A 26,401-nucleotide genomic window follows, 5' to 3' on the forward strand; every position below is an offset into this window, starting at 1 on the left:
GCTAGCCTCCTCCTTTGGAAGTAGTGCTAATTCAGGATGAGAACGCGACTGGAGAGGGAGATGGGTTTTTGATCTGGGCTTCTAAGCTGAGCTTAGTCTTGCTGACACCACGCAAGCAGCAGCTTGGCCGCTTTGCAGCCATTGCATTGTGATCATTACTCGGATGGAAAACCCATGACATACGCTATCAATAACAACACGTCAGCCCGCAAAATTTCGTGGCCCTTTCGCCTGCGTACTCTCACCGCCGCCGTTGCTTATGCCTCTGCCCTAGGTGTTGGAGGCGTTGCACTGACAGCCCACGCCAGCGAGGTGACCTGGGACGATATTCTCAATGACCATAACACCACTGAAACGGTGCTGATGTACGGTATGGGCGTGAAAGCCCAGCGTTACAGCCCGCTTGATCAAATTAACGCAGACAATGTAGAGATGCTGACCCCTGCATGGTCTCACTCTTTTGGCGATGAAATGCAGCGTGGCCAGGAGTCTCAGGCGCTGATCCATGAAGGCGTTATCTATGTTACCGGCTCCTATTCACGTATTTTTGCCATTGATGCGCGTACCGGCCAGCGCCTGTGGTCATACAACCATCGACTGCCGAGCGATATTCGACCCTGCTGTGACGTCGTGAACCGCGGCGCGGCCATTTACGGTGACAAGGTGTTCTTCGGTACGCTGGATGCGGGGATTGTGGCGCTAAATAAAGATACCGGTGAAGTAGTGTGGCGCGAACGCTTTGGCGACCACCGCGCGGGCTATACCATGACTGGCGCGCCAACGATTGTAGAAGATAGCGAAACGGGCCGCGTATTGCTGATTCATGGCTCTTCAGGGGATGAGTTCGGCATTGTGGGTAAGCTCTATGCCCGTGACCCTGATACCGGTGAAGAGATTTGGATGCGCCCCTTTGTTGAAGGCCATATGGGGCGTTTGAACGGTGAGGAGAGCACCCCAACGGGTGATGCCAGCGCGCCCTCCTGGCCCGATGACCCAGACAGCGAAACCGGCAAAGTACAAGCCTGGAGCCAAGGTGGCGGTGCGCCATGGCAGAGCGCCAGCTTCGACCCTGACACCAATACGATTATCATTGGCGCGGGAAACCCGGCCCCCTGGAACGGGTGGGCACGTACCTCTGAAGACGGCGACCCGTCTGACTACGACAGCCTCTATACCTCTGGCCAACTGGGTATCGACCCTTCGACCGGTGAAGTGAAGTGGTTCTACCAGCACACGCCCAACGACACCTGGGACTTCTCGGGCAATAACGAGATCGTGCTGTTCGAATACCAAGATGAAAACGGCCAAACGGTCAACGCTGGTGCCCACGCCGACCGTAATGGTTTCTTCTATGTCACCGACCGCACTAACGGCGAGCTCATCAACGCCTTCCCATTTGTCGATAACATCACCTGGGCGACCCATATCGATCTGGAAACCGGTCGCCCGGTTGAGGCTGAAGGCCAGCGCCCACCGCGTTTGGAAGAAGGACAAACCCGCTCTGAACCTGTTGAAGTGTCACCGCCGTTCTTAGGGGGTAAAAACTGGAACCCCATGGCGTATAGCGAAGACACAGGGCTGTTCTACGTGCCCGGTAACCATTGGAAAGAAGATTACTGGACCGAGGAGGTCGAGTACGTGGAAGGCGCCGCTTACTTGGGTATGGGCTTCCGTATTAAGCGTATGTACGACGACCATGTGGGTATTCTGCGCGCCATAGACCCGGTTACCGGCGAATATGCTTGGGAACATAAAGAGCCTATGCCGCTATGGGCAGGCGTGCTAGCCACCCACGGTGATTTGGTGTTTACCGGTACGGGGGATGGATACTTCAAAGCCTTCCATGCTGAAACCGGGGAAGAGCTTTGGAAGTTCCAAGTAGGCACCGGCATTATTTCACCACCGGTTACCTGGGAAATGGACGGTGAGCAGTACATCGGTGTCACCGCAGGTTATGGCGGCGCAGTTCCGCTTTGGGGTGGTGATATGGCAGAACTGACGCGACCGATTGCCCAGGGCGGCTCGTTCTGGGTCTTCAAGTTGCCATCCTTCGTTAAAGATTTGGCTAACCGTTAAGTTATTAACCCCTTTTGGGCGGCCTTTGCCGCCCTTTTTTGAATGAAGATAACGGTAATGGAGAGAACAATAATGATAACGCGTAATACGGTGACTTTATGGCGCCGCCAAACAACGGCGATTTTTCTCTGCCTTAGCGCGATAGGCAGTGTGGTTGCCGACGATTATGTTGAAGAGTATCAACCGCCAGTGCATAACGGCTGCGAGCTGGTGCCAGGCGCCCAGTGCCCGCATATGGATTTATCCGGCGGTGACTTTGCTAACCTTGATTTGCAAGGCGCTAATTTTGCGGGCAGCAACTTAGACGGCTCGGATTTTCGCCATAGCAATCTACGCAGCGTCGATTTTGAAGGTGCATCGCTACGCAACGCTAACCTTAATCGCGCGCGTATGCCTAACACCCACCTACGTGGTGCCGATCTTTCCCATGCCAGTTTGGTTGGGTTGGATAGCTGGAGTATTTATGCCCAGGGAGCGACGTTTGATCATGCTGACCTGACTGGGGCCAATTTGGCGTTCGCCCGACTGTCTGGCGCCAGTATGCAGGGAGCGAAGCTGATGGGCAGCAACCTGGAAATGGCCTGGATGAATAAGGTCAACCTGATAGGGGCGGATCTGCGCGATGCTAACCTGCAAGAAGTCAAAATGAACATTGCCCGTCTTAACGATGCCGATATGACCGGTGCGCGTATCCACTACGGTAACTTCCAAATGGCCCAAATGGAGGGATGTACCGCCTGCCCGTTCGATTGGGAGTGATGCCATCATGTCGACACAACACTCGGCGCACTCTGTGTACCGCTATATCATTTGTTTGGCGTGGATAGCTGGAATCTTTAGCGGAGTGGCGGGGGCTGAAGTGCCCGCCTCGGTGTTTAACCAACAAGGCTATCGGTTACCGCCATTTAAAGCCCCCGTCACTGCACCGCTACCAGGGGTGACCACGTTAGATGACGATACTTTTCAAGTGTTGCTGGAATCGTCGTCGGTCATCCTGGTGGATGTCTACGCGCTAACCTGGCATAACGGCCTTTTTCTGCAGGAGTCTCCTCACTTAACGATTCCCGGCAGTATTTGGCTACCTAACGTGGGCGCACCTGCTTTGGAAGATGAGTGGCGTGATTACTTCACGCAAACACTCGATGCGCAGCGTGAGAACGCAGAGGCAGCGCCGTTGGTGTTCTTTTGCCGCACCGACTGCTGGCTTTCCTGGAATGCTGCCCGACGGGCTGAGGCAATGGGCTATGAAGAGCTCTATTGGTACCCCAATGGGGTGGATGGCTGGCAAGCGAGCGGTCATCCCTTGGAGGCCGTTTGCCCGCAGCTGCCCGCCCATGCTGAGCGAGCGACATGCGAGCTAGTGTGGTGAATCACTATCAGGCTGCGGTCAAGCTCCTGATCAAGCCGCTCCAGTTGGTGCGATCTGGGACGAATATAGATATCAACATGCCTTCTCAAAGACATCTTGCTCAGGTGGGAGTGACCGTTCCGTATACGCTTCTTTGGTATGTTCGTAACTAACTAAAATAAGTTAGTTTTAAAAGTTATTGCTCCGAAAGTCTAGTCACGATAGCTCGCTTTAAGGGCAGTCTGGTTATAGTATGTTCAAAAGAGAATATTTCATGATTGTTATCGAAAATTCATGCTGGCCCGAAGAGGAAACCTATGCCCACCAGAACATTGCACTCTATCAAGGGAAGCCGAGGTGACTTGATGGTTTCCTGTTGGGCGAATGAAGCACCTTGCTATATTGCCGTTCTAGTACATGGATATGGGGAGCACCTGGGGCGCTACCAGCATGTGGCTGATGTGTTGCATGTTAGTGGTGCCGTGGTTATCGGCCCAGACCATCAGGGGCATGGGCTCTCTCAAGGCGAACGCGTCGAGATAGCGGACTTCGACTCGGTCGTGGAAGATCTTGGGCAGGCCATTGATCATTACAAGCAACGTCACCCCGACCTCCCGGTAGTGGTCATCGGACACTCGATGGGAGGAATGATTGCGACGCGCTATACCCAGTTGCATCAGGATGAGGTGGCTGCACTAATATTATCAGGGCCTCTACTCGGTGTACGCACAGCCATTACCGGTTTGGATGATTTGGCTTCGCTCCCTGATGAGCCATTAGATACCAAGACGTTATCACGAGATCCTGATGTTGGGAGAGACTACGAAGCTGATGCTTTGGTGTGGCACGGTCCCTTCAAACGACCCACCTTGACGTCGATGAAGGCGATGCTGAATAAAATTCATGGGGGAGCTAGCCTAGGAAGCGTTCCGACCCTATGGATGCATGGGACGGAAGACAAGCTTGTGCTGCTAGAAGAAAGTCGTCCAACGCTGGAGAAAATTGCTGGTGGTGATTTTTCATGTTCCTTCATTAAAGGTGCGCGCCATGAAATATTTAATGAAACCAACAGGAACGAAGTATTAGAGGAGATGAAGCACTTTATAATCTCAAGGTTACCAAAGGTCGAAAATTCAAGGAAGTGAACGCTATAGCGATAGTGGCAATAGGGTGCTGATGTCGCAGTATGCGATTTTTATGGGCGGGATACCGACTCTGCGTGAAACATAAATCAAAAAAACTACAAGAAGGAGTGGCACATGAAGTATGCAATCAAGATCATGATAGTAATCGGGTTAGTATCTGCTGGTGCCAATGCCAGTGAGGTTGCTCACTATGAATTTGATTCAGAAACGCTGGGAACCCCCTATTCCTATACCCTCTATACTCCGGACGGCTTCGCTGAAAGCAACAAGCGCTATCCGGTCATGTATCTGCTGCATGGCTCTTTTGGTAACGAGAATGACTGGGCCTCCAGGGGATCGTTGCAGAAAACCGCCGATGCTTTGATCGCACAAGGCAAGATACCACCAGCACTCATAGTGATGCCAGGCAACCAGAGCTGGTGGGTAGATGGAAACAACGAACCAGCTGCCACCGCCTTTATCGAAGATTTGCTTCCCCATATTGAGTCAACTTGGCCAGCTATCAGGGAGCGTGAGGGTCGTGTGATCGGGGGGCTTTCAGCTGGCGGGTACGGCACCATTAATTTCATCTTCCAACATCCCGATCTGTTCGTTGCAGGTGCTGCCTTGAGTCCTGCCATCTACGTCCCTCTTCCTCCAGAACACTCGTCCGCTTGGCGTCACCCCGCTTACTTGGATGAAGAAGGAAACTTCTCAGAAGAGCGCTGGAAAGAACTCAACTATCCCTCCTATATCGACGACTACATGGCTGGTGAGGAGGTTGTACCGCTCTACATCAACTCTGGCGATCATGACACCTTCGATATAGCTTACCATGCCACTGTGCTTTATCAGGCTCTCAGAGAGCATCAGCCGAACCAAGTAGAGCTGCGCATCGTTGATGGTGATCATGAATGGAATGTATGGGAAGACACTTTGCCGGAAGCTATGGAATATGTTTTCCGCTTTGCCAGCCGCCCCCTCGGTGCGCTACCTGAGTAGACGTTTGTCTCAAGAGAGAAGGACCTTTTTTAGTGTGATGTTGCTCAAGTACGTGTGATTAATCTGATCTGTCGGTGAGTCGGTCAAGAGCTGAAGCGGCTCAGTCCACCGGCACCATTTTGAGACTGTTTGTGCACTGACATCCAGCGCTTGGACGTCCATAGATGGGTGTCAGTGTTCCTTCTAGGGGGGGGCTTCTGAAATTCTCACAATGGTTATTTTAAATAATAGTTCTTAAGTTTAGTTATTGCCGATAAATCAGCTCGAGTGGTTGGTGGGGCGAAGGCGTCGCTGAACCATTTTGACGTTCAGCCTGATGTTGTAGTTGCTTTGACTGGCGGGCATTGCGGGGAATCAGGGGAGCTTGCTCCGGGGTGCTTTGGGCGTTTTCTGCGATCAGGCTCTCTAGCAACCCATGCTGGGGAGAGTGCTGGCACACGGGGTCGGTGGCGTTCATATCGCCGGTTAACAAATAAGCTTGGCAACGGCAGCCGCCATGGTCTTTATCGCGCTCGTCGCACTGCTGGCAGAGTGTTGGCATCCACTGAGTGCCGCGAAAACGGTTAAAGGCATCGCTTTGGTACCAAATGTCCTGCAGCGACATCTCTTTTACGTTGGGAAACGCCATCGGCAGTTCCCTGGCGCTATGGCAGGGCAACACGGCGCCATCCGGGGCGACGGTCATAAAAATGCTGCCCCAGCCGCCCATGCATGCTTTAGGCGCTTGTTCAAAGTAGTCCGGCACCACAAACAACAACGACATATCGCGGCCCCTTGCCGCCAGGGTTTCCCGCCAGCGGTTGGTTTCCGCCTCGGCGCGTACCAGCTGTTCCCGGGTAGGCATCAACGCTTGGCGGTTTAAAAACGCCCAGCCGTAATACTGGCAGTTGGCCAGCTCAACAGCATCCGCACCGAGTTCATCACAGAGGGCAATCAGATCGCTAATTTGATCGATATTGTGCCGATGCAGCACCACGTTCAATACCATAGGGTAGCCGGCGGCTTTGACGGCTTTTGCCATTGCCAGCTTGTTGGCGTGGGCCTTGGCTGAGCCGGCCAGCGCCTGGGCCAGTTCGGGGTCGGCAGCCTGCAGGCTAATCTGAATATGATCCAGGCCTGCTTCTGCCAGAGCGTCTACTCGCTGGGCAGTAAGACCCACGCCGGAGGTCAGCAGGTTGGTATAAAAGCCCAGCGTGCGTGCTTCGCGTACCAGCGCTTCCAGATCCTGGCGAATCAGCGGCTCGCCGCCGGAAAAGCCCAACTGAGCCGCCCCCATGGCCCGGGCCTGGCGCAGCACGCTAAACCACGCTTCGCTATCCAGCTCGTTTTGGTAGCGGGTAAAGGCCAGCGGGTTAGAGCAGTAGGCGCACTGCAGCGGGCAGCGGTAGGTGAGTTCTGCCAGCAGCCATAAGGGCGGTGAGGTCGCTTCCGTGGTTGGGTTAGCCCTGTTTTGATTAACCACAATAAACCTCCTTCAAGGACAGCCAGCCGTTGTCGCGGGCTTCATCGATAAACTGCATGACGTCGTCTGCTAAGGTCTCTGCGCCTGGGTAGCGCCGCTGTAGGGTGGCGATAATGTCGGCGACGGATTGGTGACCATCGACCTGTTCAAGAATCGCTCCGGCAGTCGTGCTGAGCTTGACCATACCTTCGGGATAAAGAATGACGTGGCAGCCCTGAATGGCTTCCCACTGTAACCGCCAGCCGCGACGCAGTTGGTAAATGTCTTGCTGTGCCATGTTGAATTCCCCAACGCTAATCAATCAAGGTCTAGTAAAGTGAGTGCTCAAGCCCACGGTGATACACCGCTTCACGGGTAACGGTGTGGTAAGGCGGACGGCCTAACTGATAGGCCATGGTCATGGCATCCAACATGCTCCACAGCACATCGAGCTTAAATTGCAGGATATTCAGCGCACGTTGCTGCAGCGCCACCGTCGTACACACGCTTAAGGCGATTTCCAGGCCGTGCTCGACGTCTCGGCGGGCTTCGCTGAGGCGTTTGCGAAAGTAGCGATAGCCCTGCTCGTTAATCCACGGGTAGTGTTGGGGCCAAGTATCCAGGCGGTTTTGGTGGGCAAGCGGCGCAAACAGCTCGGTAAGCGATGAGATTGCGGCCTCCTGCCAGGGCGCGCGGGCGACAAAGTGGCGGTAGGCATCGACTGCAAAGCGCACGCCGGGTAACACGCGCTCCTGGGAAAGCAGCGTATGACGGTGTAATCCCACGGCTTCACCAAGGGCCAGCCAGGCTTCAATCCCGCCCTCATCGCCAGCGTGGCCGTCGTGGTCTAGCAGGCGCTGCACCCATCGCCTGCGGGTGGCTGCATCGGGGCAGTTGGCCAGTAGCGCGGCGTCTTTTTGGGGAATCATCAGCTGGTAGTAAAAGCGGTTAGCCACCCAGCCCTGCAATTGTTCTCGGCTAAGTTCGCCGTTGGCCATCGCCTGCTGAAAAGGGTGGTTAAGGTGGTAGTACTGCCCTTTATTCATCAGCGCTTCACGGAACGCCTCCCGATTGAGCGGGGTGTCAGAAGCGCAGGGCGTTATCGCTGTTAGCGCCATGATCAATCTCCTAATCGTTATTGTGGCTAAGCACAGGTTCTGTGAACACAAGTGCTATTGGCGATAGGGCTATAGCGTGAGTTTCATACCGTCGTAAGCTGTTTCGATGCCTGCGTCCTGGAGTGTTTTTGCCGCCTCGCTGGTGCGGTCTAAGATCGGGTTGGTGTTATTGATATGAATCAAAATGCGCCGCGTGCTGCTGGGTAGCTCGTTCAGTAGCTCACGCATACCGCCGCTGCCATTGAGCGCGAGGTGCCCCATCTGTCGGCCTGTCGAGGTGCCAACGCCTAATGCCTGCATTTCATCGTCTTCCCACAGGGTGCCGTCCACCATCACCACATCGGCGGCATGTAAGAAGCGCATGGCCAGTGGTGTGGGGTTGCCAAGCCCCGGGGCGTAACACAGCGACTGACTGCTGCGGCGGTCGACAATATACAGTCCTAAATTATCGCCACAGGAAGGCGCACCGCGACGTGGCGAGTAGGGCGGGGCATTGCTGTGTAGCGCAAAGGCGGTGATCGCTATATCCGGCAGGAAGGGAATCGAAAACTCGACAACCTCCTGATGATCTTCCAAACCAATTGGCTGCCAGCGCAGTCCGCCCCAGTGCTCCAACATCGGGAACAGTGGAAACCCAGTAGATAAATCGTTATGTACATTGGGCGTGCACCATACATCCAGCGGGCAGCCCTCTCTTAGGGAAAGTAGCCCGGTGACGTGGTCGATCTGGGCATCCACCAGCAGCACGCCACGAATACCGCTGCCACGCAGTTCGTTAGGCCATAATTCCGGGTTGGCGTTGAGCTGGGCGCGAATGTCAGGGGAGGCGTTGCATAGCAGCCACTGTTTTCCATCAACGCTTAACGCAATGGAGGACTGAGTGCGTGGTTGATGGTCGCCGCTGCCTTGGCGAGCATGGAAGCAGTTCGGGCAGTTGCAATTCCACTGAGGAAAACCGCCACCTGCGGCAGCCCCAAGAACTATAACCTGCATAGGCTGGCCTCTTAAGTCGGTGCTGCAATGAAAGCCCCTACCTGCTATAAACCTAATAAAGGCAGGTAGGGGCTGCGTCTTAGCGGGTAGAGATATACAGTGTCACTTCAAAACCAAGGCGCATATCTTGATATGTCGGTTTCGTCCACATAAAAAACTCTCCTGCGTTGTTAAGCATGTTGTCGTGAGTGGTGTTGCAACTGTCGTTGCAAGTGTTACTACCTCTGTTGGTGCGGGTACTATCAGCGGTTAAGCGTTATTGCCATACCCGCTTCTTCAGTTAAGCACAGGTAAAGCCAACTGCCTGCGGTACTTTGGAAGTAGTTTTCTCGCTCTTTTTGGTGGGGCTTGAAGCCTCAGCCAGCCCATGTTGTAGTTAAACAACCCAGTTGAATCAAAGGTTGAGTAGTATCTGGCAGCCCCCCGTTAGATCCTAGGCTGCTAATAGGTGTTTATGACTAACGTCGAGAATGGGTAGTGCCCAATCTCTGTGTGGCGGCGCTGTGGGAAGGTAACAGCAGCAGAAAACAACGCAGAAAAAAACAAAGGAGAACGCGAGTGAAAATAGGTGCACCGAAAGAGAGTGCCCGGGGGGAAGCGCGTGTTGCGCTGACCCCCGAGAGCGCTAAACAGATCCAGAAGCTGGGCCACGAGTGCTTGGTAGAGAGCGGCGCAGGCCTGGCGGCGGGCTTTAATGACGACACTTATCGTGAGGCGGGCGTTACCGTGGTGGAAGGAGCGGATGCGCTCTGGCACGACGCCGAAGTGGTTATTAAAGTCCGCGAGCCCTCTGATGAAGAGGCTGAGCGGCTGCGCCAAGGCCAAACCCTGATTGCCTTCTTCTGGCCAGCGCAAAACGAAGCGCTGCTGGAGAAGTGCAAAGCCCAGGGCGCCACCGTTATCGCTATGGATATGGTGCCGCGTATTTCCCGCGCGCAAAAAATGGACGCGCTCTCCTCCATGGCCAATATCGCCGGTTACCGGGCGGTGATTGAGGCGGGCAATAACTTTGGCCGCTTCTTTACCGGCCAGGTAACGGCGGCAGGTAAAGTGCCCCCTGCCAAGGTGCTGGTGATTGGCGCAGGTGTGGCGGGCTTGGCGGCGATCGGTACCGCCACCAGCCTGGGCGCCGTGGTGCGCGCCTTTGACGTACGCCCCGAGGTCTCTGAGCAGATCGAGTCCATGGGCGCCGAGTTCCTGTTCCTCGATTTCGAAGATAGCCAGGATGGATCCGAAAGCGGCGGCTACGCCTCGCCTTCAAGCCCTGAGTTTCGCGAGAAGCAGCTTGAGTGCTTCCGCGAGCAGGCGCCCGATGTCGACATCGTCATTACCACGGCGCTGATTCCCGGTCGACCCGCGCCCAAGCTGTGGCTGGAAGATATGGTTGCGGCCATGAAGCCGGGGTCGGTGGTTATCGATTTGGCGGCCGAAAAAGGCGGCAACTGCGATCTCACTAAACCGGATGAGCGTGTAGTATCGGATAACGGCGTGGTGGTGATTGGTTACACCGACTTCCCTTCACGCATGGCCACGCAATCATCGTTGCTTTACGCCACCAATATCCGCCATATGCTGACCGATCTAACCCCCGAGAAAGATGGGGTGATCAATCACAATATGGAGGATGACGTCATCCGTGGCGCCACGGTGACTCACGAGGGCGAAGTAACCTTCCCGCCACCGCCGCCTAAAGTCAAAGCGATTGCGGCTGCCAAGCCCAAGAAAAAAGAGAAAGAGCCTACGCCGGAGGAGAAAAAAGCCGCCGAGCTCGCCACCTTCAAAGCACAAACCAAGCGTCAGGTGGGGCTATTGGCCGTCGGTGGTGCGCTAATGCTGCTGCTGGGGCAAGTGGCTCCGGTGTCGTTTATGCAGCACTTTATCGTCTTTGTGCTGGCCTGCTTTATCGGCTTCCAGGTGATCTGGAACGTCAGTCACTCGCTGCATACACCGCTGATGGCGGTGACTAACGCGATTTCGGGCATCATTATTTTGGGGGCGATTCTGCAGATTGGCTCCGGCAGCGTTGTCGTCGGCGTGCTGGCGGCGATCTCGGTGCTTATCGCGTCAATCAATATCGTGGGTGGCTTCCTGGTAACACGCCGGATGCTGGCCATGTTCCAAAAATCCTAAGCGGCGGAGAGACGATATGTTAGGTCAAGGATTCGTATCTGCCGCGGCGATCGCGGCAAGCGTACTGTTTATTCTGTCGCTAGGCGGCTTGAGTAACCAGGAGAAAGCCAAGCGGGCCGTGTGGTACGGCATTGTGGGTATGGCGCTGGCGGTGTTTTTTACCGCCTTAGGGCCGGGTATCGGTGGCTACTGGTGGCTCATCCCGATGATGATTATCGGTGCCGGTATCGGTGTCTATGTGGCGGGCAAGGTCGAGATGACCGAAATGCCGCAACTCGTGGCAGCGCTGCACAGTTTTGTCGGCTTGGCCGCGGTGTTTGTGGCCTGGAGCGCAGATTTAGAGCGCCGACGGGTGCTGGCGGCACAAGCGGCCGATGGCGTTATGCAGGAGTTTTCGGCGTTTGCCGCGCTGGTTGCCACCAAGGCGCCTGACGAGCTTACTTTTCTGCAGATTGAAGTCGTGTTCGCTATCTTTATCGGCGCAGTGACTTTCACTGGTTCGGTGGTGGCGTTCGGTAAGCTGGCCGGTAAAGTGGATGGCAAGCCGCGCCAACTGCCCGGTGGGCATATGCTTAACGCCGGAGCGGCGGTGCTTTCGCTAGTGTTAGCCATTTTGTACCTCAATGGTGCGGGCTTCTGGACGTTGATTGTGCTCGCAGCGCTGTCGTTGTTTATCGGTTACCACCTGATCATGGGCATTGGCGGTGCGGATATGCCGGTGGTGGTTTCGATGCTCAACAGCTACTCGGGCTGGGCGGCGGCGGCCATCGGCTTCACGCTTTCTAATGATCTGTTGATTGTGACCGGTGCGCTGGTGGGCTCATCCGGTGCGATTCTCTCTTACATCATGTGTAAGGCGATGAACCGCAACTTCGTTAACGTGATCCTGGGTGGCTTTGGTGGCAGCCAAGGGCCTGCGGCGGAGATCGAAGGCGAGCAGGTGGCCATTGATGCCGGCGGTGTGGCCAGCGCGTTGAACGATGCCGATAGCGTGATTATCGTACCAGGTTACGGCATGGCAGTGGCCCAGGCACAAACCGCGGTGAGCGATCTGGTGCGCAAGCTACGCGCAGCGGGCAAGACCGTACGCTTTGGTATTCACCCGGTAGCCGGGCGCTTACCAGGCCATATGAACGTACTGCTGGCGGAAGCCAAGGTGCCTTACGACATCGTGCTGGAAATGGACGAGATCAACGACGATTTCCCCACCACCGACGTGGTGATCGTGATTGGTTCTAACGACATCGTTAATCCGGCAGCCGAGGAAGACCCCAACAGCCCTATCGCCGGTATGCCGGTGCTGAAGGTGTGGGAAGCCAAGCAGGTGTTTGTCAGCAAACGCGGCCAGGGAACCGGCTACTCCGGCATCGAGAATCCGCTGTTTTTCAAAGACAACACGCGGATGTTCTACGGTGATGCTCGGGATAGCTTAAATACGCTGCTGCCGTTGATTGATTAGGCCTTAGCTACCCATGCAACGTAGCTAGACGCTAGATTACTAAGAGCCATTAAGTACTGAGCCCGCGAGCAATCGCGGGCTTTTTAGTTGTACGCCTGACTGGCTCAGTCCTGCGCGACTGCCCATGGGTCGATGTCGATCAGTTCGGCGTCCATGTCGCGTTCCTCCAGCGTATTGACCGCATAGCGGGCGAGACGGATGCCACCAACTCGTCAGCCCGGGCGGATCGCCCTCTCATCGAGTATCGCCTTCGGCAGCGTGAACCAGATACAGGTGCCTTTTCCCGGCTTGCTCTCGATGACGAGTTGCGACTCGTGGCGCTTCAGCACTTCGGAGACGATGGCGAGTCCCAGTCCGGTACCTTCACCCCGCTCACGTCCAATCGTGGTGCGATAGAAGCGCTGCGAGATGAGGGGGATTTCTTTTTTGGGGATGCCGACACCGGTATCTCTGACCCCGATCTTGAGCCGGGCATCGTCGAACTCGAGAATTCGTATCGAGACCGTGCCGCCGGTGTTCGTGGCGGTGATGGCGTTGTCGACCATATTGGTCAGCGCGTGATCGATCAGTTCGATGTCGGCGGAGACCTCGGCTATCGCTGTCTGGTTTTCCACACGAAGCTTGATGCCTTTCTCCAGCGCGCGAGGGTGAAATTTACCTAGAATGTCGTTGGCCAGTTCGGCGAAGGAGAACGTGCTTGGGCATAGCGGTCGGCCCGCGATATTGGCGCGAGACATCTGCGAGAGCTGGTCGGCCAACTGGGCCATTCGCTCCACGTTGGCGCGAATGGCGTCTAGACCGCTGCGTGTTTCATCGTCGAGAGACCTGTGATCCAACTGCTTGGCGTAGCCCAACAGGGAGGTCATCGGTGTGCGGAATTCGTGAGACAGGTTGGCGATGAGTTCCCGCCGCTGGCGGTCGGTATCGTGCAGCGCCTCGACCTGGGCTTCGATGGTGGCCGCCATGTCGTTGAAGGCACGCCCGACCCGGCCGATTTCGTCGTCGATCGACTCGGGACTGCGCTGTCGGTAATCGCCCTCGGCAAAGCGTTGGACGGTGCGGGTCAGCCGTGAAAAGCGTCGCGTCAGAAGAGCGAAGAGGGCGAGGCCCACCGCCAGCGTCAATGCCAACGCCACGCAGCCTGCGATGAGCAGTGTGCGCAAGATGCTGCTCGTCTGCCAGATGTTGGCCATCGAGACATCTGTATTGGCCTCCAGTTGCACCAGCAGATAGCCCGATTGATGCTGCGGGCCGTAGGTGATTGGGGCAACTGAAAAAACGCCCTCGTCGCCCCGGCAGGGCATGTCCGCGTAGACCGGCAGCATGGGCATATCGGAAAGCAGTTCATCTATAGCATCCCGGTCGATTCGGCGGTCGAGGCCGCAGCGGTCGTGGGCGTAAGCGCCAACCACCGTGCCGTCGGTGTCGAGCACGTACAGCGAGAGCGCCGGATTGATGGTCATGACCCGCTCTACGGCCTCTAGAGTCGAAGGGCTATAAACGCCGTCGTCGAGCTGCAGCACGGGAGCCAGGTGGTGGGCCATGTCGATCTGATTGCGCTGCAGCCATTCGCGTCCCAACTGGCCGAACTGATCGACCGCCACCAGTGTGGTCGTGGTGGAGAGTGCGATCATGCTTAGCAGATAGACGAACACGATGCGCGCGAACAGGCTGCGGTAAGTTCTTCGCAACGTTTTGCCAAGGCTCATGGGGCGTTCTCGTCGGATACTGATGCTGGAGCGTCGTCGTCGGTGAACCGATAACCGGTGCCCCACACGGTGAGAATGTACTCGGGCCGCGTCGGGTCTGGCTCTATCTTGCTGCGCAACCTATTGATGTGCGTATTGACGGTGTGATCAAAGCCGTCGAATTCTGGACCCCATACGGCATCAAGCAACTCGCTGCGGGAAAATCCCTTACCCGGGTGGCGGGCAAAGAACACCAGTAGGGCGAACTCCCGGGTCGTGAGTTGAATCATGTTTCCGTCGAATTTAACCCTGTGGCCGTCGATGTCGATCTCCAGCGCTTTTATCTTCATGAGCGTCGACGACGTAAGCTCCTCCATCGCCTTTCGACGACGCAGAAGCGCTTGGATTCTCGCCAATAAAATATCGGTATCGAATGGCTTAGTGATGTAGTCGTCGGCACCGATTTCCAGACCGACAACCACGTCCCGCGTGCCGGCGAGCGCCGTCAGCATGATGATTGGAATAGTGGCGTCGTGAGCGCGAATGTCTCGACACACGGCGAGACCGTCAATGCCCGGTAGCATCAGATCAAGAACGACGAGTGAGGCATTCCGCCATCGATTCAAGGCTTCTTCCCCGGTCGAAACCCAGGTCGGCTGATGGCCGGCCTGGGCGAGAATGCTCGTTAATAGCCGACCAATATCGGGATCGTCCTCGACGCAAAGTATCGGGCACGACATAGCGGTTTTCCTCTAAGTGAACTGTGAATCCTAGCCCAATGTACTTCGTTAATCATCACGGAAACGTTATCACCGAACGTTATGATTCTGTGATGATTGAGCTGACATTCCTGTTTATCTTTGGCAAACCGTGTCGGACTGGACACGGATACCTAGATAAATCAGGAGAGAATCATGATCCGCACAACATCCAAATATCTACTCGCCCTGAGTGCTGTACTGCTGAGCGGCGGCCTCGCCTTCACCACGCTCGCCAGTGCCCAGACCGACAATATGTCCCAGGACACGATGAGTCAGGACGGCATGAGCCATGACGATGGCATGAGCCACGACGACGGCATGAGCCACGACGATGGCATGAGCCACGACGATGGCATGAGCCACGACGATGGCATGAGCCATGACGATGGCATGAGCCATGACGATGGCATGAGCCACGACGGTAGCATGAGCCATGACGAAATGAGCAGCGACTCCATGGAGCATGCCAACTAAAGGTTGCGATTCGGCAAATCAGGCGCTGCCTGGTTTGCCGGGCGCCTTCGTTTCGAGGTCAATATCATGTCTGAGTCTGTCAAAGCTTCGAACGCTAGTGACTCGACCGGTGATGTGTCCGGTGCGCCGGCCACACGAGTGATCAAACGGCATACGCTGGCGACTCGTCTGTGGCATTGGACGAATCTCGTCTGCCTGATCGTGTTGCTGATGAGCGGTTTGCAGATATTCAATGCACACCCCGCGCTCTATTGGGGGGAGCAATCCGATTTCGCTAACCCTTTTATCGCGATCCATGCGCGCACCGCCGAGGATGGCGAGCCCATGGGCGTGGTTCGTATCGCTGGACAGGTGTTCGATACCACCGGCGTACTGGGGCTCTCCGATGACAACGGCCAGCTACGCGAACGGGCCTTCCCCCGTTGGGCGACGCTGCCGGGAGACAAGTGGTTGTCGATGGGGCGTAACTGGCATTTTCTGGCTGCGTGGATCTTCGTGCCGCTGCTCGTCGCGTATCTGCTCTATATCCTGCTGGTGCCCCAACGACGACGGGCGCTGTTTCCAACGTGGGTGCAGTTGAAGAACATCCCGAGGACTGTATTTGATCATGCGCGGCTGCGTTTTCATCACGAAGCTGACTACAACGGTATCCAGAAGCTGACCTACCTGCTGGTGCTGTTCGGGTTGCTGCCAGTAATGATTTTGTCGGGGCTGACCATGGCACCCAGTGTCAACGCTGCCTGGCCGTGGCTCACCGAACTTTTCGGCGGACGACAGAGTGCTCGCACCTTTCATTTTCTCTGTGCAACGGCCCTCATTGGCTTTTTCGTCGTGCACATCGCGCTGGTGCTGGTATCCGGCGTTTTCAACAACCTGCGCTCGATGGTAAGCGGTCGCTACCGCATCCAGGCAGAAGCGCATGACGGAGCCGAGACATGACTGACTCGAACAGACACTCGACATCACCAACGCCCGACCGCGCTCGACGGCGACTGCTGGGTGGCCTGTGCGCGCTGGGGGCTGGCACTTTCCTTGCCGGTTGCGACCGACTGTCGGGAAGCGCGCCCGTGCGCGCGGCGCTGAGCAATGTCGAGCAACTCTCTTACAAGGCCCAACGTCTGATCGCCTCGCGCCAAGCACTCGCGAAGGAGTTCGACAAGAGTCATATCGCGCCGGTGTTCCGTCCCAATGGCACCACTGACCCGCAGGAGGATTACTATCGTGCCTGGGTTGAGAATGGTTTCGCCGACTGGCGTCTGACCATCGACGGGCTGGTCGAAGAGCCGATGACGCTGTCGTTGCCGGCGCTTCGGGAGATGGCCTCGCGAACCCAGATCACTCGTCACGATTGCGTCGAGGGTTGGAGCTGTATCGGGCAGTGGACTGGCGTTCCTCTGGCAGATCTGCTTGATCGGGTGCGTCCGGCAGATACCGCGCGCTTCGTGGTTTTTCACTGTGCAGATCACACCTACGGAGGGTCGGATCTGTACTACGAGAGCCTCGACATGATCGAGGCGTATCATCCGCAGACGCTGCTTGCCTACGATCTCAACGGCGAACCGCTACCGGTGGCTAACGGGGCGCCTATTCGTCTGCGCGCCGAGCGTCAGTTGGGTTACAAGCATGCCAAGTACGTGATGCGTGTCGAACTGGTGGAAAGCTTCAAGCAGCTCCACGGCGGCAAGGGAGGATATTGGGAGGATAGGGGCTACGACTGGTGGGCGGGCATCTAGGCGATGACCATCGAGCGCGTGAAAATTAGTCATGAGGCAACCCTTCGCGCGGGTGCCGTCGCCACGGGGCCACGAGTCTTCGGTACTCGATTATGTGCAGGGCACTGCTGCGCCTGCTATGGTCGAGTATCTTCTTGTGTGTTGAGCAATCGCTACTATGAGCCAACGCCCCAACCCCCGGGTGCTGATCCGCCTACTGGGTCTACTGCGCCCCTACCGACTCCGTTTAGCCCTGGCGGGCTTAGCATTGCTGTTAGCCTCGGGAAGCGTGCTGCTGCTGGGTAACGGGCTGCGCTTGGTGATTGACCGTGGCTTTTTGGCGGCGGATGAACAGGCATTAGCCCAATCGCTCGGTTTGATGCTAGCGGTGGTGACGATACTGGCGATGGCCTCCGCGCTGCGCTACTACCAGGTCACCTGGATTGGCGAACGCCTGGCGGCTGATCTGCGCCAGCGCGTGTTTGATCATTTACTCACTCTGGAACCCAGTTTTTTTGAGAGCACCAGCGACGGCCGTGCCGCAGGCGAGATTGCATCGCGGTTAACGGCGGACACCAGCGTCTTACAGAGCCTGTTTGGCTCTTCCGTGTCGCTGGCGCTGCGCAATCTGGTCATGCTGGTAGGTGCCGTGGTGCTGATGCTGGTGACCCAGCCGTGGCTCTCGGCGCTGGTGCTGATTGGTATCCCCGCGACCCTTCTGCCGATTGTTTGGTACGGCCGCCGGGTGCGGCGGCTTTCGCGCACCAGTCAGGATTGCGTGGCGGAGCTTGGCCGCTATGCCGAAGAGGCGCTAAGTGGTATTAAAACGATTCAAGCGTTTACCCATGAGACGGTGGACAAAACCCACTATGGCCAGCGCGTCGAGCAGGCGTTTGGCAGCGCCGTCGAGCGCACTCAGCAGCGCGCCTGGCTCACCGGTATTGCCATGCTGGTGGTGTTCACCGCCGTTGGCTTAATGCTTTGGCAGGGCGGGCAGGCTGTGTTGGCGGGTACCATGAGTGCCGGTGAGCTTTCGGCGTTTATTTTTTACGCCGTATTGGCGGCAGGCGCTGTAGCGACCCTCGCTGAAGTGGCGGGGGATGTGCAGCGCGCGGCAGGCGCGGCGGAGCGTTTATTGGAGCTGCTCGATACTCAACCTGCTATCCAGTCGCCTGCTAACTCGCACGACCTGTCTAAGCCACTGCGTGGCGAGATTAGACTGGAGAGCGTCAGCTTTACCTACCCTGGCCGAGAAGCACCGGCGCTTGAAAGGTTTGATCTGCATATTCAGCCAGGAGAGCGGGTAGCAGTGGTAGGTCCTTCGGGGGCGGGTAAAAGTACGCTGCTTGCGCTGCTACTGCGCTTTTATGACCCTAGCCAAGGGCATATCAGTCTGGATGGCCGTGATATCCGCAGCTTAGACCTCGCTGCTTTGCGCGGAGCCATGGGGTTGGTGGCCCAGGAGCCGGTGCTGTTTAGCGGCTCGGTGGCCGAGAATCTGCGCTATGGTGACCCTAAAGCAAGTAACGAGCGTCTGCGCGTTGCCGCCCAGGATGCCAGCGCGCTGGAGTTTATCGACGCGCTCCCCCAAGGCTTTGATACGCCCCTTGGCCCCGGCGGCGTGCAGCTTTCCGGCGGTCAACGTCAGCGGCTTGCCATCGCCCGGGCATTGCTTAAAGACCCCGCTGTGCTGCTGTTGGATGAAGCCACCAGCGCCTTGGATGCCGAGAGCGAACGACTGGTGCAGCAGGCGCTGGACAGGCTGATGGTGGGACGCACCAGCATCGTGATCGCCCACCGGCTGGCGACCGTCATCGCTGCAGATCGCCTGCTGGTGCTTGATGGTGGGAAGCTTGCCGCGGCGGGCACTCACGCCGAATTGATCACCACCAGCCCGCTCTATCGTCATTTAGCCGCGTTGCAGTTTGGCTAATGCTTACCGTCTCTGTCCTGTTGCTCTACACTCGTTGTTTGTGTTCCATTTGCGTTCTATGAACGAAGGATAATCGCATCGATGTTGGGATTCCTACAGGGATTTTCCTATGGCCTCTTTATGACCTGCCTGCCCTGGCTGCTGGTTGGCCTGTTTAATCCTAGCCTGGCGCTTCCGATAGCGGTTCCCGGTCGGCTACAGGTGATCCTACGCTATTGCCTGGTAATTCCTTTCATCAGCTCGCTGCTGTGGCTGACCTCCCTTTGGGGTGGGTTTAGCCCCAGCCTATTTGGCTGGTTGGCCGGCATTGTCGCCATTCCCGTGGCGCTGCCCGTCGAGCGAACGCTGCGTGGTTGGCTGGCCCGCCGCCGCGAGCGTCTGCGAGAGAAGCGGCTATCAGCCGAGATGCGCCAACGTCGTGCTGAGGATGAACGCAACGCCTATGAGGCTGGCGTATCGGTGCTCAATCCGGAGTGGCCACCTGAAGGCGCTGACGATCTTGTATTGGCCTTGTGGCGGGCCAAGAAGAGCCTGCTGGACGTTAAACGCTCCGACTTGGCGGTCCTCGCGGATCGCCTCTATAGTCGCTACCACCATGTGATGGATGTGCTGGGCGGTCGCTTTCACACTGGCGAGCTGGCTTTTGAGCGCTCGCGCGGGCTGGTCACTCAGGTCTGTTTCGGCGCAGCGGATACGCTGACCACGATGGCCTCTCAGGCGCGCGGCGTGGTTAGCGTCGATGGTGATTATGTGCGCGGTCGGCTGGAACGAGAGGGCCCACGGCTCAGCGATGAGGAACGGACCGCTCTGGTGCGCCGCCTGGATCTGCTGGCGGAGACCGAACATCGGCTGAATACGCTCTCCGCCCGCATCGAATCGGCCCTGACCGTGCTCGACGATACCGCCGTTTCCATGGCGCGCATTGAGACGGCGCGCCCTCAGGCGTCTGTCACCACCGAAAAAGCACTAGAGGATCTGCGCCGCTTCGTCGAGGGCGCGGACCGTTATGCCCGCAAGGATTAACCCGGCGGCCAATGGTCGCATGCGGTATTCACACGGTTTTATTGACAGCTCAGGAGATGCCCATGACGCAGCAATCCGATGATCAACCTCGCCTCTCCCTGCCGCCGGTTGAAGAGATCGCTAGCGAATTGGGAACTCGCCAAGCTGATTCGGGTGACGCTGAACTTGAGGCGATGGCTGACCGCTTTGTCGAGGATATTCTCGCTGCGGGCGATGAGGCGTCAGCGGTTCGCCAGCGCCGGGCCGTGGATGAGATGGGCCTTGAATTGCAACAGCAGGCCGCCCATCGCAGTGCCATGCTGCAAACACCTCTGCGTAAATTGGCACACCAGGGTGACGAAGGTGGATCGGTCGCCAAGGCACTCACCGACCTGCGCGGGCGAATGGAGGGGCTTGATCCTTCTCGTCATCGCCTGGCACCGAGCGCGCTGGATCGGGTGCTAGCCATCATTCCTGGTGTCGATAGCCGTCTACAGCGCTATTTCCAAAAGTTTGAGAATGCTCAGCAGGCGCTGGACGCTATCATCGAGGAACTGAAAGGCGGTCGCGACATGCTGCATCGTGACAACCTCACGCTGAGCGATGACCAGCAAGCCCTTAATGACATCCTGAACGAGCTAAACCGTCAGGTCGCCCTGGGACGCTTGATTGATCAACGCCTGTGCGACGAAATCGCCGCTCGCGATAGCGAGGATTTTCGGCGTCACTTCCTCGAGGAGGAACTGCTCTTTCCCTTACGCCAGCGCATCGTCGATCTGCAGCAACAGTTAGCCGTGAGCCAGCAGGGTGTGCTGGCGCTAGAGGTGATCATCCGTAACAACCGGGAGCTGATGCGCGGCGTGGATAGGGCCATCAATGTCACTGTCTCGGCCCTCACCGTGGCGGTAACTGTGGCCATGGCGATGGCTAACCAGCGGCTGGTGCTGGACCGTATCGAATCGCTCAACTCCACCACATCGCAGATGATCGGTGGGACTGCCAAGGCGCTGCGTCAGCAAGGCGTCGACATTCAGAAACGAGCCTCTTCGGCGATGCTTGATATGCAAGTGCTTGAGGAGGCGTTTAGTGAGGTGATGGGCGCGATTAATGATCTCTCGACCTATCGTAAGGAAGCCCTACCGCGGTTGGATGAACAGATCGACCGCCTGGCGACCTTGGCTAAGCAGGGCAATGCGTCCATCGAGCGACTCCAAGAGGGTAATGAGGCGCAACCGCAGGACGGCCGCTTTGATAAGCCGGAGAGATAAGCCCGCTCTCGGCACCCGCTCGGTTGAACACATGCGTGAAAACTTGGCGGCGGAAACGCTCAGCCTTGATGTCACCACCCTGTCTCAGTTGAATGCCATGATGACCCCAGACCAAGTGGCAGGCGCACGCTACAGCGAGGCCCAGCAGGCGGATATCGACACCGAAGAATTTTAACCACTGTAGCGCTAGCAATCGGTCGATGTATAAAAACTATTAGATCGGTCGCTAAAAGCAAATTGTGCCTATGATGCTTCTGCTTTAAAACGGTACCAAGTAAGTGAAGCGTCCTTTTCCTGCACAGCAGATAGAGCGATAGCATTATCGTAAGGGCGCTCACCGTCAATTGACTTGGTAGCTGCTAAGCTAAATGTAACCAAGACAAAAACAGCTAACGCAAAATAGAGTTAGAGGGAGAGAGCTATGAGCGGTAAATGTCCTGTAATGCACGGTGGTAATACCTCCACGGGCACGTCGAACAAAGACTGGTGGCCGGAAGGGATTAACCTGGATATCTTGCACCAGCATGATCGCAAAACGAATCCCATGGATGCTGATTTCGACTACCGGGAAGAGGTCAGAAAACTGGATTTTGACGCGCTCAAGCAAGACGTCCACGCGCTGATGACCGACAGCCAAGCCTGGTGGCCCGCTGATTGGGGCCACTACGGCGGTCTGATGATCCGCATGGCGTGGCACTCCGCGGGTACCTACCGTATCGCCGACGGCCGTGGTGGCGGTGGTACCGGTAACCAGCGTTTTGCACCGCTCAATTCCTGGCCTGATAACGTCAGCCTTGATAAAGCGCGGCGTTTGCTGTGGCCGATCAAGAAAAAGTACGGCAACAAAATCAGCTGGGCCGATTTGATGATTCTGGCGGGTACCGTTGCCTATGAATCCATGGGCCTGCCTGCTTACGGTTTCTCGTTCGGCCGCGAAGATGTTTGGGCACCAGAAAAAGACATCTACTGGGGTGACGAGAAAGAGTGGTTGGCGCCTTCTGATGAGCGCTATGGCGACGTCGAAAAGCCAGAAACCATGGAAAACCCGCTAGCCGCGGTTCAAATGGGGCTTATCTACGTAAACCCCGAAGGTGTTAACGGTGTGCCCGATCCGCTGAAGACCGGTCAGCAGATACGCGAAACCTTCGCGCGCATGGCAATGAACGACGAAGAGACTGCTGCCCTTACCGCTGGTGGTCACACCGTTGGTAAGTGCCACGGTAACGGCGATGCGGCAGCGCTGAGCGCTGAGCCCGAAGCGTCAGACGTTGAGAATCAGGGCTTTGGCTGGGGCAACCCAACCATGGGTGGCAAGGCGAGCAATGCCGTGACCTCTGGCATTGAAGGTGCCTGGACCACCAACCCCACTAAATTCGATATGGGCTATTTTGACCTGCTGTTTGGCCATGAGTGGGAATTGCGCAAAAGCCCCGCCGGTGCTCACCAGTGGGAACCGATCGATATCAAGGAAGAGGACAAGCCGGTTGATGCCAGCGACCCCTCTATTCGCCACAATCCGATCATGACTGACGCGGATATGGCCATGAAGATGGATCCAACCTACCGAGCGATCTGTGAAAAATTCATGGCAGATCCAGAGTACTTTAGGAACACATTCGCGAAGGCGTGGTTCAAGCTGACTCACCGTGATCTAGGCCCAAAAGCGCGCTACATCGGCCCCGAAGTGCCCGCTGAAGACCTGGTTTGGCAGGATCCTATTCCAGCTGGCAACACCGACTACAGCGAAGAAGTGGTTAAGCAGAAAATCGCCGAAGCCGGTCTGAGTATCAGTGATATGGTCAGCACTGCGTGGGACAGCGCGCGGACTTACCGCGGCTCTGACATGCGTGGCGGTGCCAACGGTGCGCGCATTCGCTTGGCGCCCCAGAAAGATTGGGAAGGCAACGAGCCTGCTCGCCTTACCAGCGTATTAGCGGTCTACGAGAAGATCTCTGCCGATACAGGCGCGAGCATTGCCGATGTGATCGTGCTGGCCGGCAGCGTGGCGATTGAGAAAGCCGCCAAAGCCGCAGGCTACGACGTTCGCGTGCCTTTCCTGAAAGGCCGTGGCGATGCCTCTGCTGAAATGACCGACGGCGAATCGTTTGAGCCGTTAGAGCCGCTGGCGGATGGTTTCCGTAACTGGCAGAAGAAAGAGTACGCTGTAAAGCCTGAAGAGCTTCTGCTGGATCGCGCTCAACTGATGGGCCTCACCGGACCAGAAGTGGTCGTGCTGCTTGGCGGTATGCGGGTGCTAGGCACCAACTACGGTGGCACCAAGCATGGCGTATTCACCGACCGTGAAGGCCAGTTGACCAACGACTTCTTCGTTAACCTGACCGATATGGGTAACAGTTGGAAGCCAGCGGGCAACAACACCTACGAGATTTGTGATCGTCAAACAGGCGCTGTTAAGTGGACCGCTTCACGGGTTGACCTGGTGTTCGGCTCTAACTCGCTGCTGCGCTCCTACGCAGAGGTCTACGCCCAGGACGACAACGACGAGAAGTTCGTTAAAGACTTCGTCGCCGCCTGGACGAAAGTGATGAACGCGGACCGCTTCGACGTCGCGTAAGCGCTCTAGCGTTAGTGTATATATAACCCGTATCTCAGGATGCGGGTTTTTTACAATAGTGTCGTACTGAATAGGGCAACTATTCTGCCAATATTTTTGTAAGCCATTTCGGAGATTTTTGTAAGAGATCTCGTACGAAAATAGCAGGGGTAATCATCCATTCTCCTCAACCAGCTGATTTTACTTAATGATTGCTGGTTTTGTATGCTCTAAACCACAGACGCAGTCCTTAGGTCATCTTCACTTCTTATCTGCCGGTGGTTGCGCCCTCACGGTATCTCGCTACGCTAAGCGTTTCTTATTAGCAACTGATGATCCTGGGAGTCGTGCAATGGCAAACGGTAACGGCCTTTCTTTTACCCTTACCTTGCCGGGCGTCGACGATATCGCCGTGGTGGATTTTACCCACCGTGAGGCTCTTTCAAGCCCCTTTGAGCTAACGCTCAATTTTGCCAGTCGCAATGGCCAACTCAATGCTGCTGAGTTTTTGGATCGCGAAGCCACGCTCACCGTCTGGCACAGTGGAGAAGCGCTGCGCCACGTCCATGGCATTGTAAGCGAATTTGCCCAGGGCGATCGCGGACACCGCCGCACTTTCTATTCCTTAGTGCTACGCCCCGCGCTGTGGCGGCTTTCGCTGCGTCATAACTCACGCATCTTTCAGGCACTTTCGCCGCTCGAGATTATCCGTACTCTCTGCCAGGAGCGTGGCATTAGTGAGGTGACCTTCGACGTCACCCGCGAGCCAGTCGAGCGCGAATACTGCGTGCAGTACCGTGAGACCGATCTTGCGTTTATCGAGCGTCTGGCTGCCGAAGAAGGGTTGTTCTACTACCATGCTTTCGAAGAAGGGGTGCATCGCCTCATCTTCACCGATGATCCTAAAACGTTACCCAGCCTGGGTGAGCGCACCTATCATAGTCGTGCTGGTGGGACGGCCCCCACCCGGCTCGTGCGAAAGCTTCGCCACACGGCGCGCGTGGCCAGTTCCTCCGTCACGCTAAAGGATTACAGCTTTAAGAATCCCAGCTATGCTCACCTGCACGAGCATCAGGGGCAGGATGTGGAGGCGCATGGCCAACAAGCTGATTATGAGCACTATGACTACCCTGGGCGTTACAAACAGGACGCCTCCGGCAAACCATTTACCCGCATTCGGTTAGAGCTCCTGCGCCGCGAAGCAGTGACCGCCCACGCTGAAAGTGACCTGCCTGAATTTGCCCCTGGCGTTCGCTTTACGTTGACCGACCACGATAACGACATCCTTAATCGTGATTGGCAGTTGATAGAAGTGGTTCACCACGGTGAACAACCCCAAGCGCTAGAAGAAGACAGCATCTCCAGTAGCGACACGGGAGGGATGACTCGCTACCACAACACCCTGGTACTGGGCCCAGGTGACAGAGCCTGGCGGGCAACGCCAAACCCAAAACCGCGTGTTGATGGGCCCCAAGTGGCACTCGTAGTGGGGCCGCCAGGGGAAGAGATTCACTGCGATGAATACGGCCGGGTCAAAGTCCAGTTCCCCTGGGATCGCGACTCACAACCCAATGACAAAGCCAGCTGTTGGGTACGGGTGACCCAAGGCTGGGCAGGCGCTGGCTACGGCAGCATTGCCATTCCCCGGATCGGACATGAGGTAATAATTTCATGTTTGGAAGGCGATCCTGACCAGCCGCTGATCACCGGGCGCACCTACCACGCCGGCAATACCGCGCCGTATCCCTTGCCCGAGCATAAAACCCGCACCGCGATCAAAACCCAGACCCACCAAGGCGAAGGCTTTAACGAGCTATGCTTTGAAGACAAGGCCGGGGAAGAGTTTATCTACCTGCACGCCCAGAAAAACCTGGAGCTGCATGTCCTCAACTCCCGCCAGAAGCGAGTCGAGTTCGACGACACCGCCACCATCGGCAACAACTCCCACCTAGCCGTCGCCAAGGACCGCGTCGAAACCATCGACGGCAATCGCGATATCACCGTGCGCACCAACCACACCGAACAGATAGACGGTGATCGTGGACTCACGGTGGCTGGCAGCTACCAAACCCACGCCAATGGCGATATCACCTTTAAAGCCGATGGCGAGCTGATCCTGGATGCCAGCAAAATCACCTTGGTCGCCGGTGGTGCCGCGTTGGTAGTTGCTGGCGGTAGTGTGGATGTCACCCCGGTACTGAACGTTGGCTCTGCATCCCCCAGTGCCGCCGCCCTCCCGCCAATCCCAGCGGTGCTAGAAGCCGCCGCAGGCGAAGGCAGCCCGTTTGTCTCCCACTGCCCGCTCGAAGGGGAATAAT

At 56.8% G+C, this 26,401-nt stretch carries 22 protein-coding genes and 1 pseudogene; 16 read left to right on the top strand and 7 right to left on the bottom strand.

Going from position 1 to position 26,401, the window contains the following annotated elements; translation table 11 throughout:
- Positions 1-174: 174 nt before the first annotated feature.
- The 5 genes from QT230_RS13605 (at position 175) to QT230_RS13625 (ending at position 5,550) form a co-directional block, all read left to right on the top strand.
- The gene (locus tag QT230_RS13605) at positions 175-2,076 is read left to right on the top strand and encodes a methanol/ethanol family PQQ-dependent dehydrogenase (protein ID WP_308322439.1); all 1,902 of its coding nucleotides are present in this window, start codon (positions 175-177) and stop codon (positions 2,074-2,076) included.
- 72 nt (positions 2,077-2,148) lie between these two features.
- Positions 2,149-2,835, top strand: a complete 687-nt coding sequence (locus QT230_RS13610) for a pentapeptide repeat-containing protein (RefSeq protein WP_308322440.1) — start codon at positions 2,149-2,151, stop codon at positions 2,833-2,835.
- A gap of 7 nt (positions 2,836-2,842) precedes the next feature.
- Entirely contained in the window at positions 2,843-3,445 is a 603-nt protein-coding gene (locus QT230_RS13615; RefSeq protein ID WP_308322441.1) for a rhodanese-like domain-containing protein, read from the top strand.
- Positions 3,446-3,741: 296 nt separating this feature from the next.
- On the top strand, positions 3,742-4,569 hold the full coding sequence (locus QT230_RS13620) for an alpha/beta hydrolase (RefSeq protein ID WP_308322442.1): 828 nt from the start codon (positions 3,742-3,744) through the stop codon (positions 4,567-4,569).
- A gap of 114 nt (positions 4,570-4,683) precedes the next feature.
- On the top strand, positions 4,684-5,550 hold the full coding sequence (locus tag QT230_RS13625) for an alpha/beta hydrolase-fold protein (protein WP_308322443.1): 867 nt from the start codon (positions 4,684-4,686) through the stop codon (positions 5,548-5,550).
- A gap of 244 nt (positions 5,551-5,794) precedes the next feature.
- On the opposite strand, the gene pqqE is transcribed toward QT230_RS13625, so the two are convergent.
- From pqqE to pqqA, 5 genes are all read right to left on the bottom strand, one after another.
- Entirely contained in the window at positions 5,795-7,012 is a 1,218-nt protein-coding gene (pqqE, locus tag QT230_RS13630; protein WP_308322444.1) for a pyrroloquinoline quinone biosynthesis protein PqqE, read from the bottom strand.
- Entirely contained in the window at positions 7,005-7,289 is a 285-nt protein-coding gene (gene pqqD, locus QT230_RS13635; RefSeq protein ID WP_308322445.1) for a pyrroloquinoline quinone biosynthesis peptide chaperone PqqD, read from the bottom strand. Before pqqD ends, pqqE begins: the two co-directional genes overlap by 8 nt.
- A 31-nt stretch (positions 7,290-7,320) precedes the next feature.
- On the bottom strand, positions 7,321-8,109 hold the full coding sequence (gene pqqC / locus QT230_RS13640) for a pyrroloquinoline-quinone synthase PqqC (protein ID WP_308322446.1): 789 nt from the start codon (positions 8,107-8,109) through the stop codon (positions 7,321-7,323).
- A 69-nt stretch (positions 8,110-8,178) separates the two neighbouring features.
- Positions 8,179-9,102 (bottom strand): pyrroloquinoline quinone biosynthesis protein PqqB, encoded by a 924-nt coding sequence (gene pqqB / locus QT230_RS13645; RefSeq protein ID WP_308322447.1) that lies wholly within the window; start codon positions 9,100-9,102, stop codon positions 8,179-8,181.
- Between the two features lie 79 nt (positions 9,103-9,181).
- Entirely contained in the window at positions 9,182-9,253 is a 72-nt protein-coding gene (pqqA, locus tag QT230_RS13650) for a pyrroloquinoline quinone precursor peptide PqqA (protein ID WP_009722990.1), read from the bottom strand.
- Between the two features lie 407 nt (positions 9,254-9,660).
- Here pqqA and QT230_RS13655 point away from each other — a divergent pair, with 407 nt between their 5' ends.
- Entirely contained in the window at positions 9,661-11,232 is a 1,572-nt protein-coding gene (locus tag QT230_RS13655) for a Re/Si-specific NAD(P)(+) transhydrogenase subunit alpha (protein WP_308322448.1), read from the top strand.
- Positions 11,233-11,248: 16 nt separating this feature from the next.
- Positions 11,249-12,691 carry an NAD(P)(+) transhydrogenase (Re/Si-specific) subunit beta gene (locus tag QT230_RS13660; protein ID WP_308322449.1) on the top strand — a complete coding sequence of 481 codons (1,443 nt, stop codon included), beginning with the start codon at positions 11,249-11,251 and terminating at the stop codon, positions 12,689-12,691.
- Positions 12,692-12,903: 212 nt separating this feature from the next.
- Here QT230_RS13660 and QT230_RS13665 read toward each other — a convergent pair whose 3' ends face one another.
- Positions 12,904-14,400, bottom strand: coding sequence for a HAMP domain-containing sensor histidine kinase (locus QT230_RS13665; protein ID WP_308322450.1), 1,497 nt, complete (start codon positions 14,398-14,400; stop codon positions 12,904-12,906).
- Positions 14,397-15,119, bottom strand: coding sequence for a response regulator transcription factor (locus QT230_RS13670; RefSeq protein WP_308322451.1), 723 nt, complete (start codon positions 15,117-15,119; stop codon positions 14,397-14,399). Before QT230_RS13670 ends, QT230_RS13665 begins: the two co-directional genes overlap by 4 nt.
- A gap of 174 nt (positions 15,120-15,293) precedes the next feature.
- Here QT230_RS13670 and QT230_RS13675 point away from each other — a divergent pair, with 174 nt between their 5' ends.
- The 9 genes and pseudogenes from QT230_RS13675 (at position 15,294) to QT230_RS13715 (ending at position 26,400) form a co-directional block, all read left to right on the top strand.
- Positions 15,294-15,614: a hypothetical protein gene (locus tag QT230_RS13675; RefSeq protein WP_308322452.1), complete on the top strand. Its 321-nt coding sequence runs from the start codon at positions 15,294-15,296 to the stop codon at positions 15,612-15,614.
- Positions 15,615-15,680: 66 nt separating this feature from the next.
- Positions 15,681-16,553: a cytochrome b/b6 domain-containing protein gene (locus QT230_RS13680; protein ID WP_308322453.1), complete on the top strand. Its 873-nt coding sequence runs from the start codon at positions 15,681-15,683 to the stop codon at positions 16,551-16,553.
- Positions 16,550-17,347: a molybdopterin-binding protein gene (locus tag QT230_RS13685; protein ID WP_308322454.1), complete on the top strand. Its 798-nt coding sequence runs from the start codon at positions 16,550-16,552 to the stop codon at positions 17,345-17,347. Before QT230_RS13680 ends, QT230_RS13685 begins: the two co-directional genes overlap by 4 nt.
- A gap of 157 nt (positions 17,348-17,504) precedes the next feature.
- A complete protein-coding gene (locus QT230_RS13690) occupies positions 17,505-19,259 on the top strand; it encodes an ABC transporter transmembrane domain-containing protein (protein ID WP_308322455.1) in 1,755 nt (584 codons plus the stop codon).
- An 81-nt stretch (positions 19,260-19,340) separates the two neighbouring features.
- A complete protein-coding gene (locus QT230_RS13695) occupies positions 19,341-20,282 on the top strand; it encodes a cobyrinic acid a,c-diamide synthase (RefSeq protein WP_308322456.1) in 942 nt (313 codons plus the stop codon).
- A gap of 62 nt (positions 20,283-20,344) precedes the next feature.
- Positions 20,345-21,529, top strand: a complete 1,185-nt coding sequence (locus QT230_RS13700; RefSeq protein WP_308322457.1) for a toxic anion resistance protein — start codon at positions 20,345-20,347, stop codon at positions 21,527-21,529.
- Position 21,530: 1 nt separating this feature from the next.
- Positions 21,531-21,704: pseudogene (locus QT230_RS13705) on the top strand (aldo/keto reductase); the annotation flags it as partial.
- A 246-nt stretch (positions 21,705-21,950) separates the two neighbouring features.
- Positions 21,951-24,104, top strand: a complete 2,154-nt coding sequence (gene katG / locus QT230_RS13710; RefSeq protein ID WP_308322458.1) for a catalase/peroxidase HPI — start codon at positions 21,951-21,953, stop codon at positions 24,102-24,104.
- 331 nt (positions 24,105-24,435) lie between these two features.
- The gene (locus QT230_RS13715; RefSeq protein WP_308322459.1) at positions 24,436-26,400 is read left to right on the top strand and encodes a type VI secretion system tip protein TssI/VgrG; all 1,965 of its coding nucleotides are present in this window, start codon (positions 24,436-24,438) and stop codon (positions 26,398-26,400) included.
- The last annotated feature ends 1 nt before the right edge of the window (position 26,401 follow it).

The sequence above is a fragment of the Halomonas sp. SpR8 genome (assembly GCF_031010195.1).
Classification (GTDB): Bacteria; Pseudomonadota; Gammaproteobacteria; order Pseudomonadales; family Halomonadaceae; genus Vreelandella.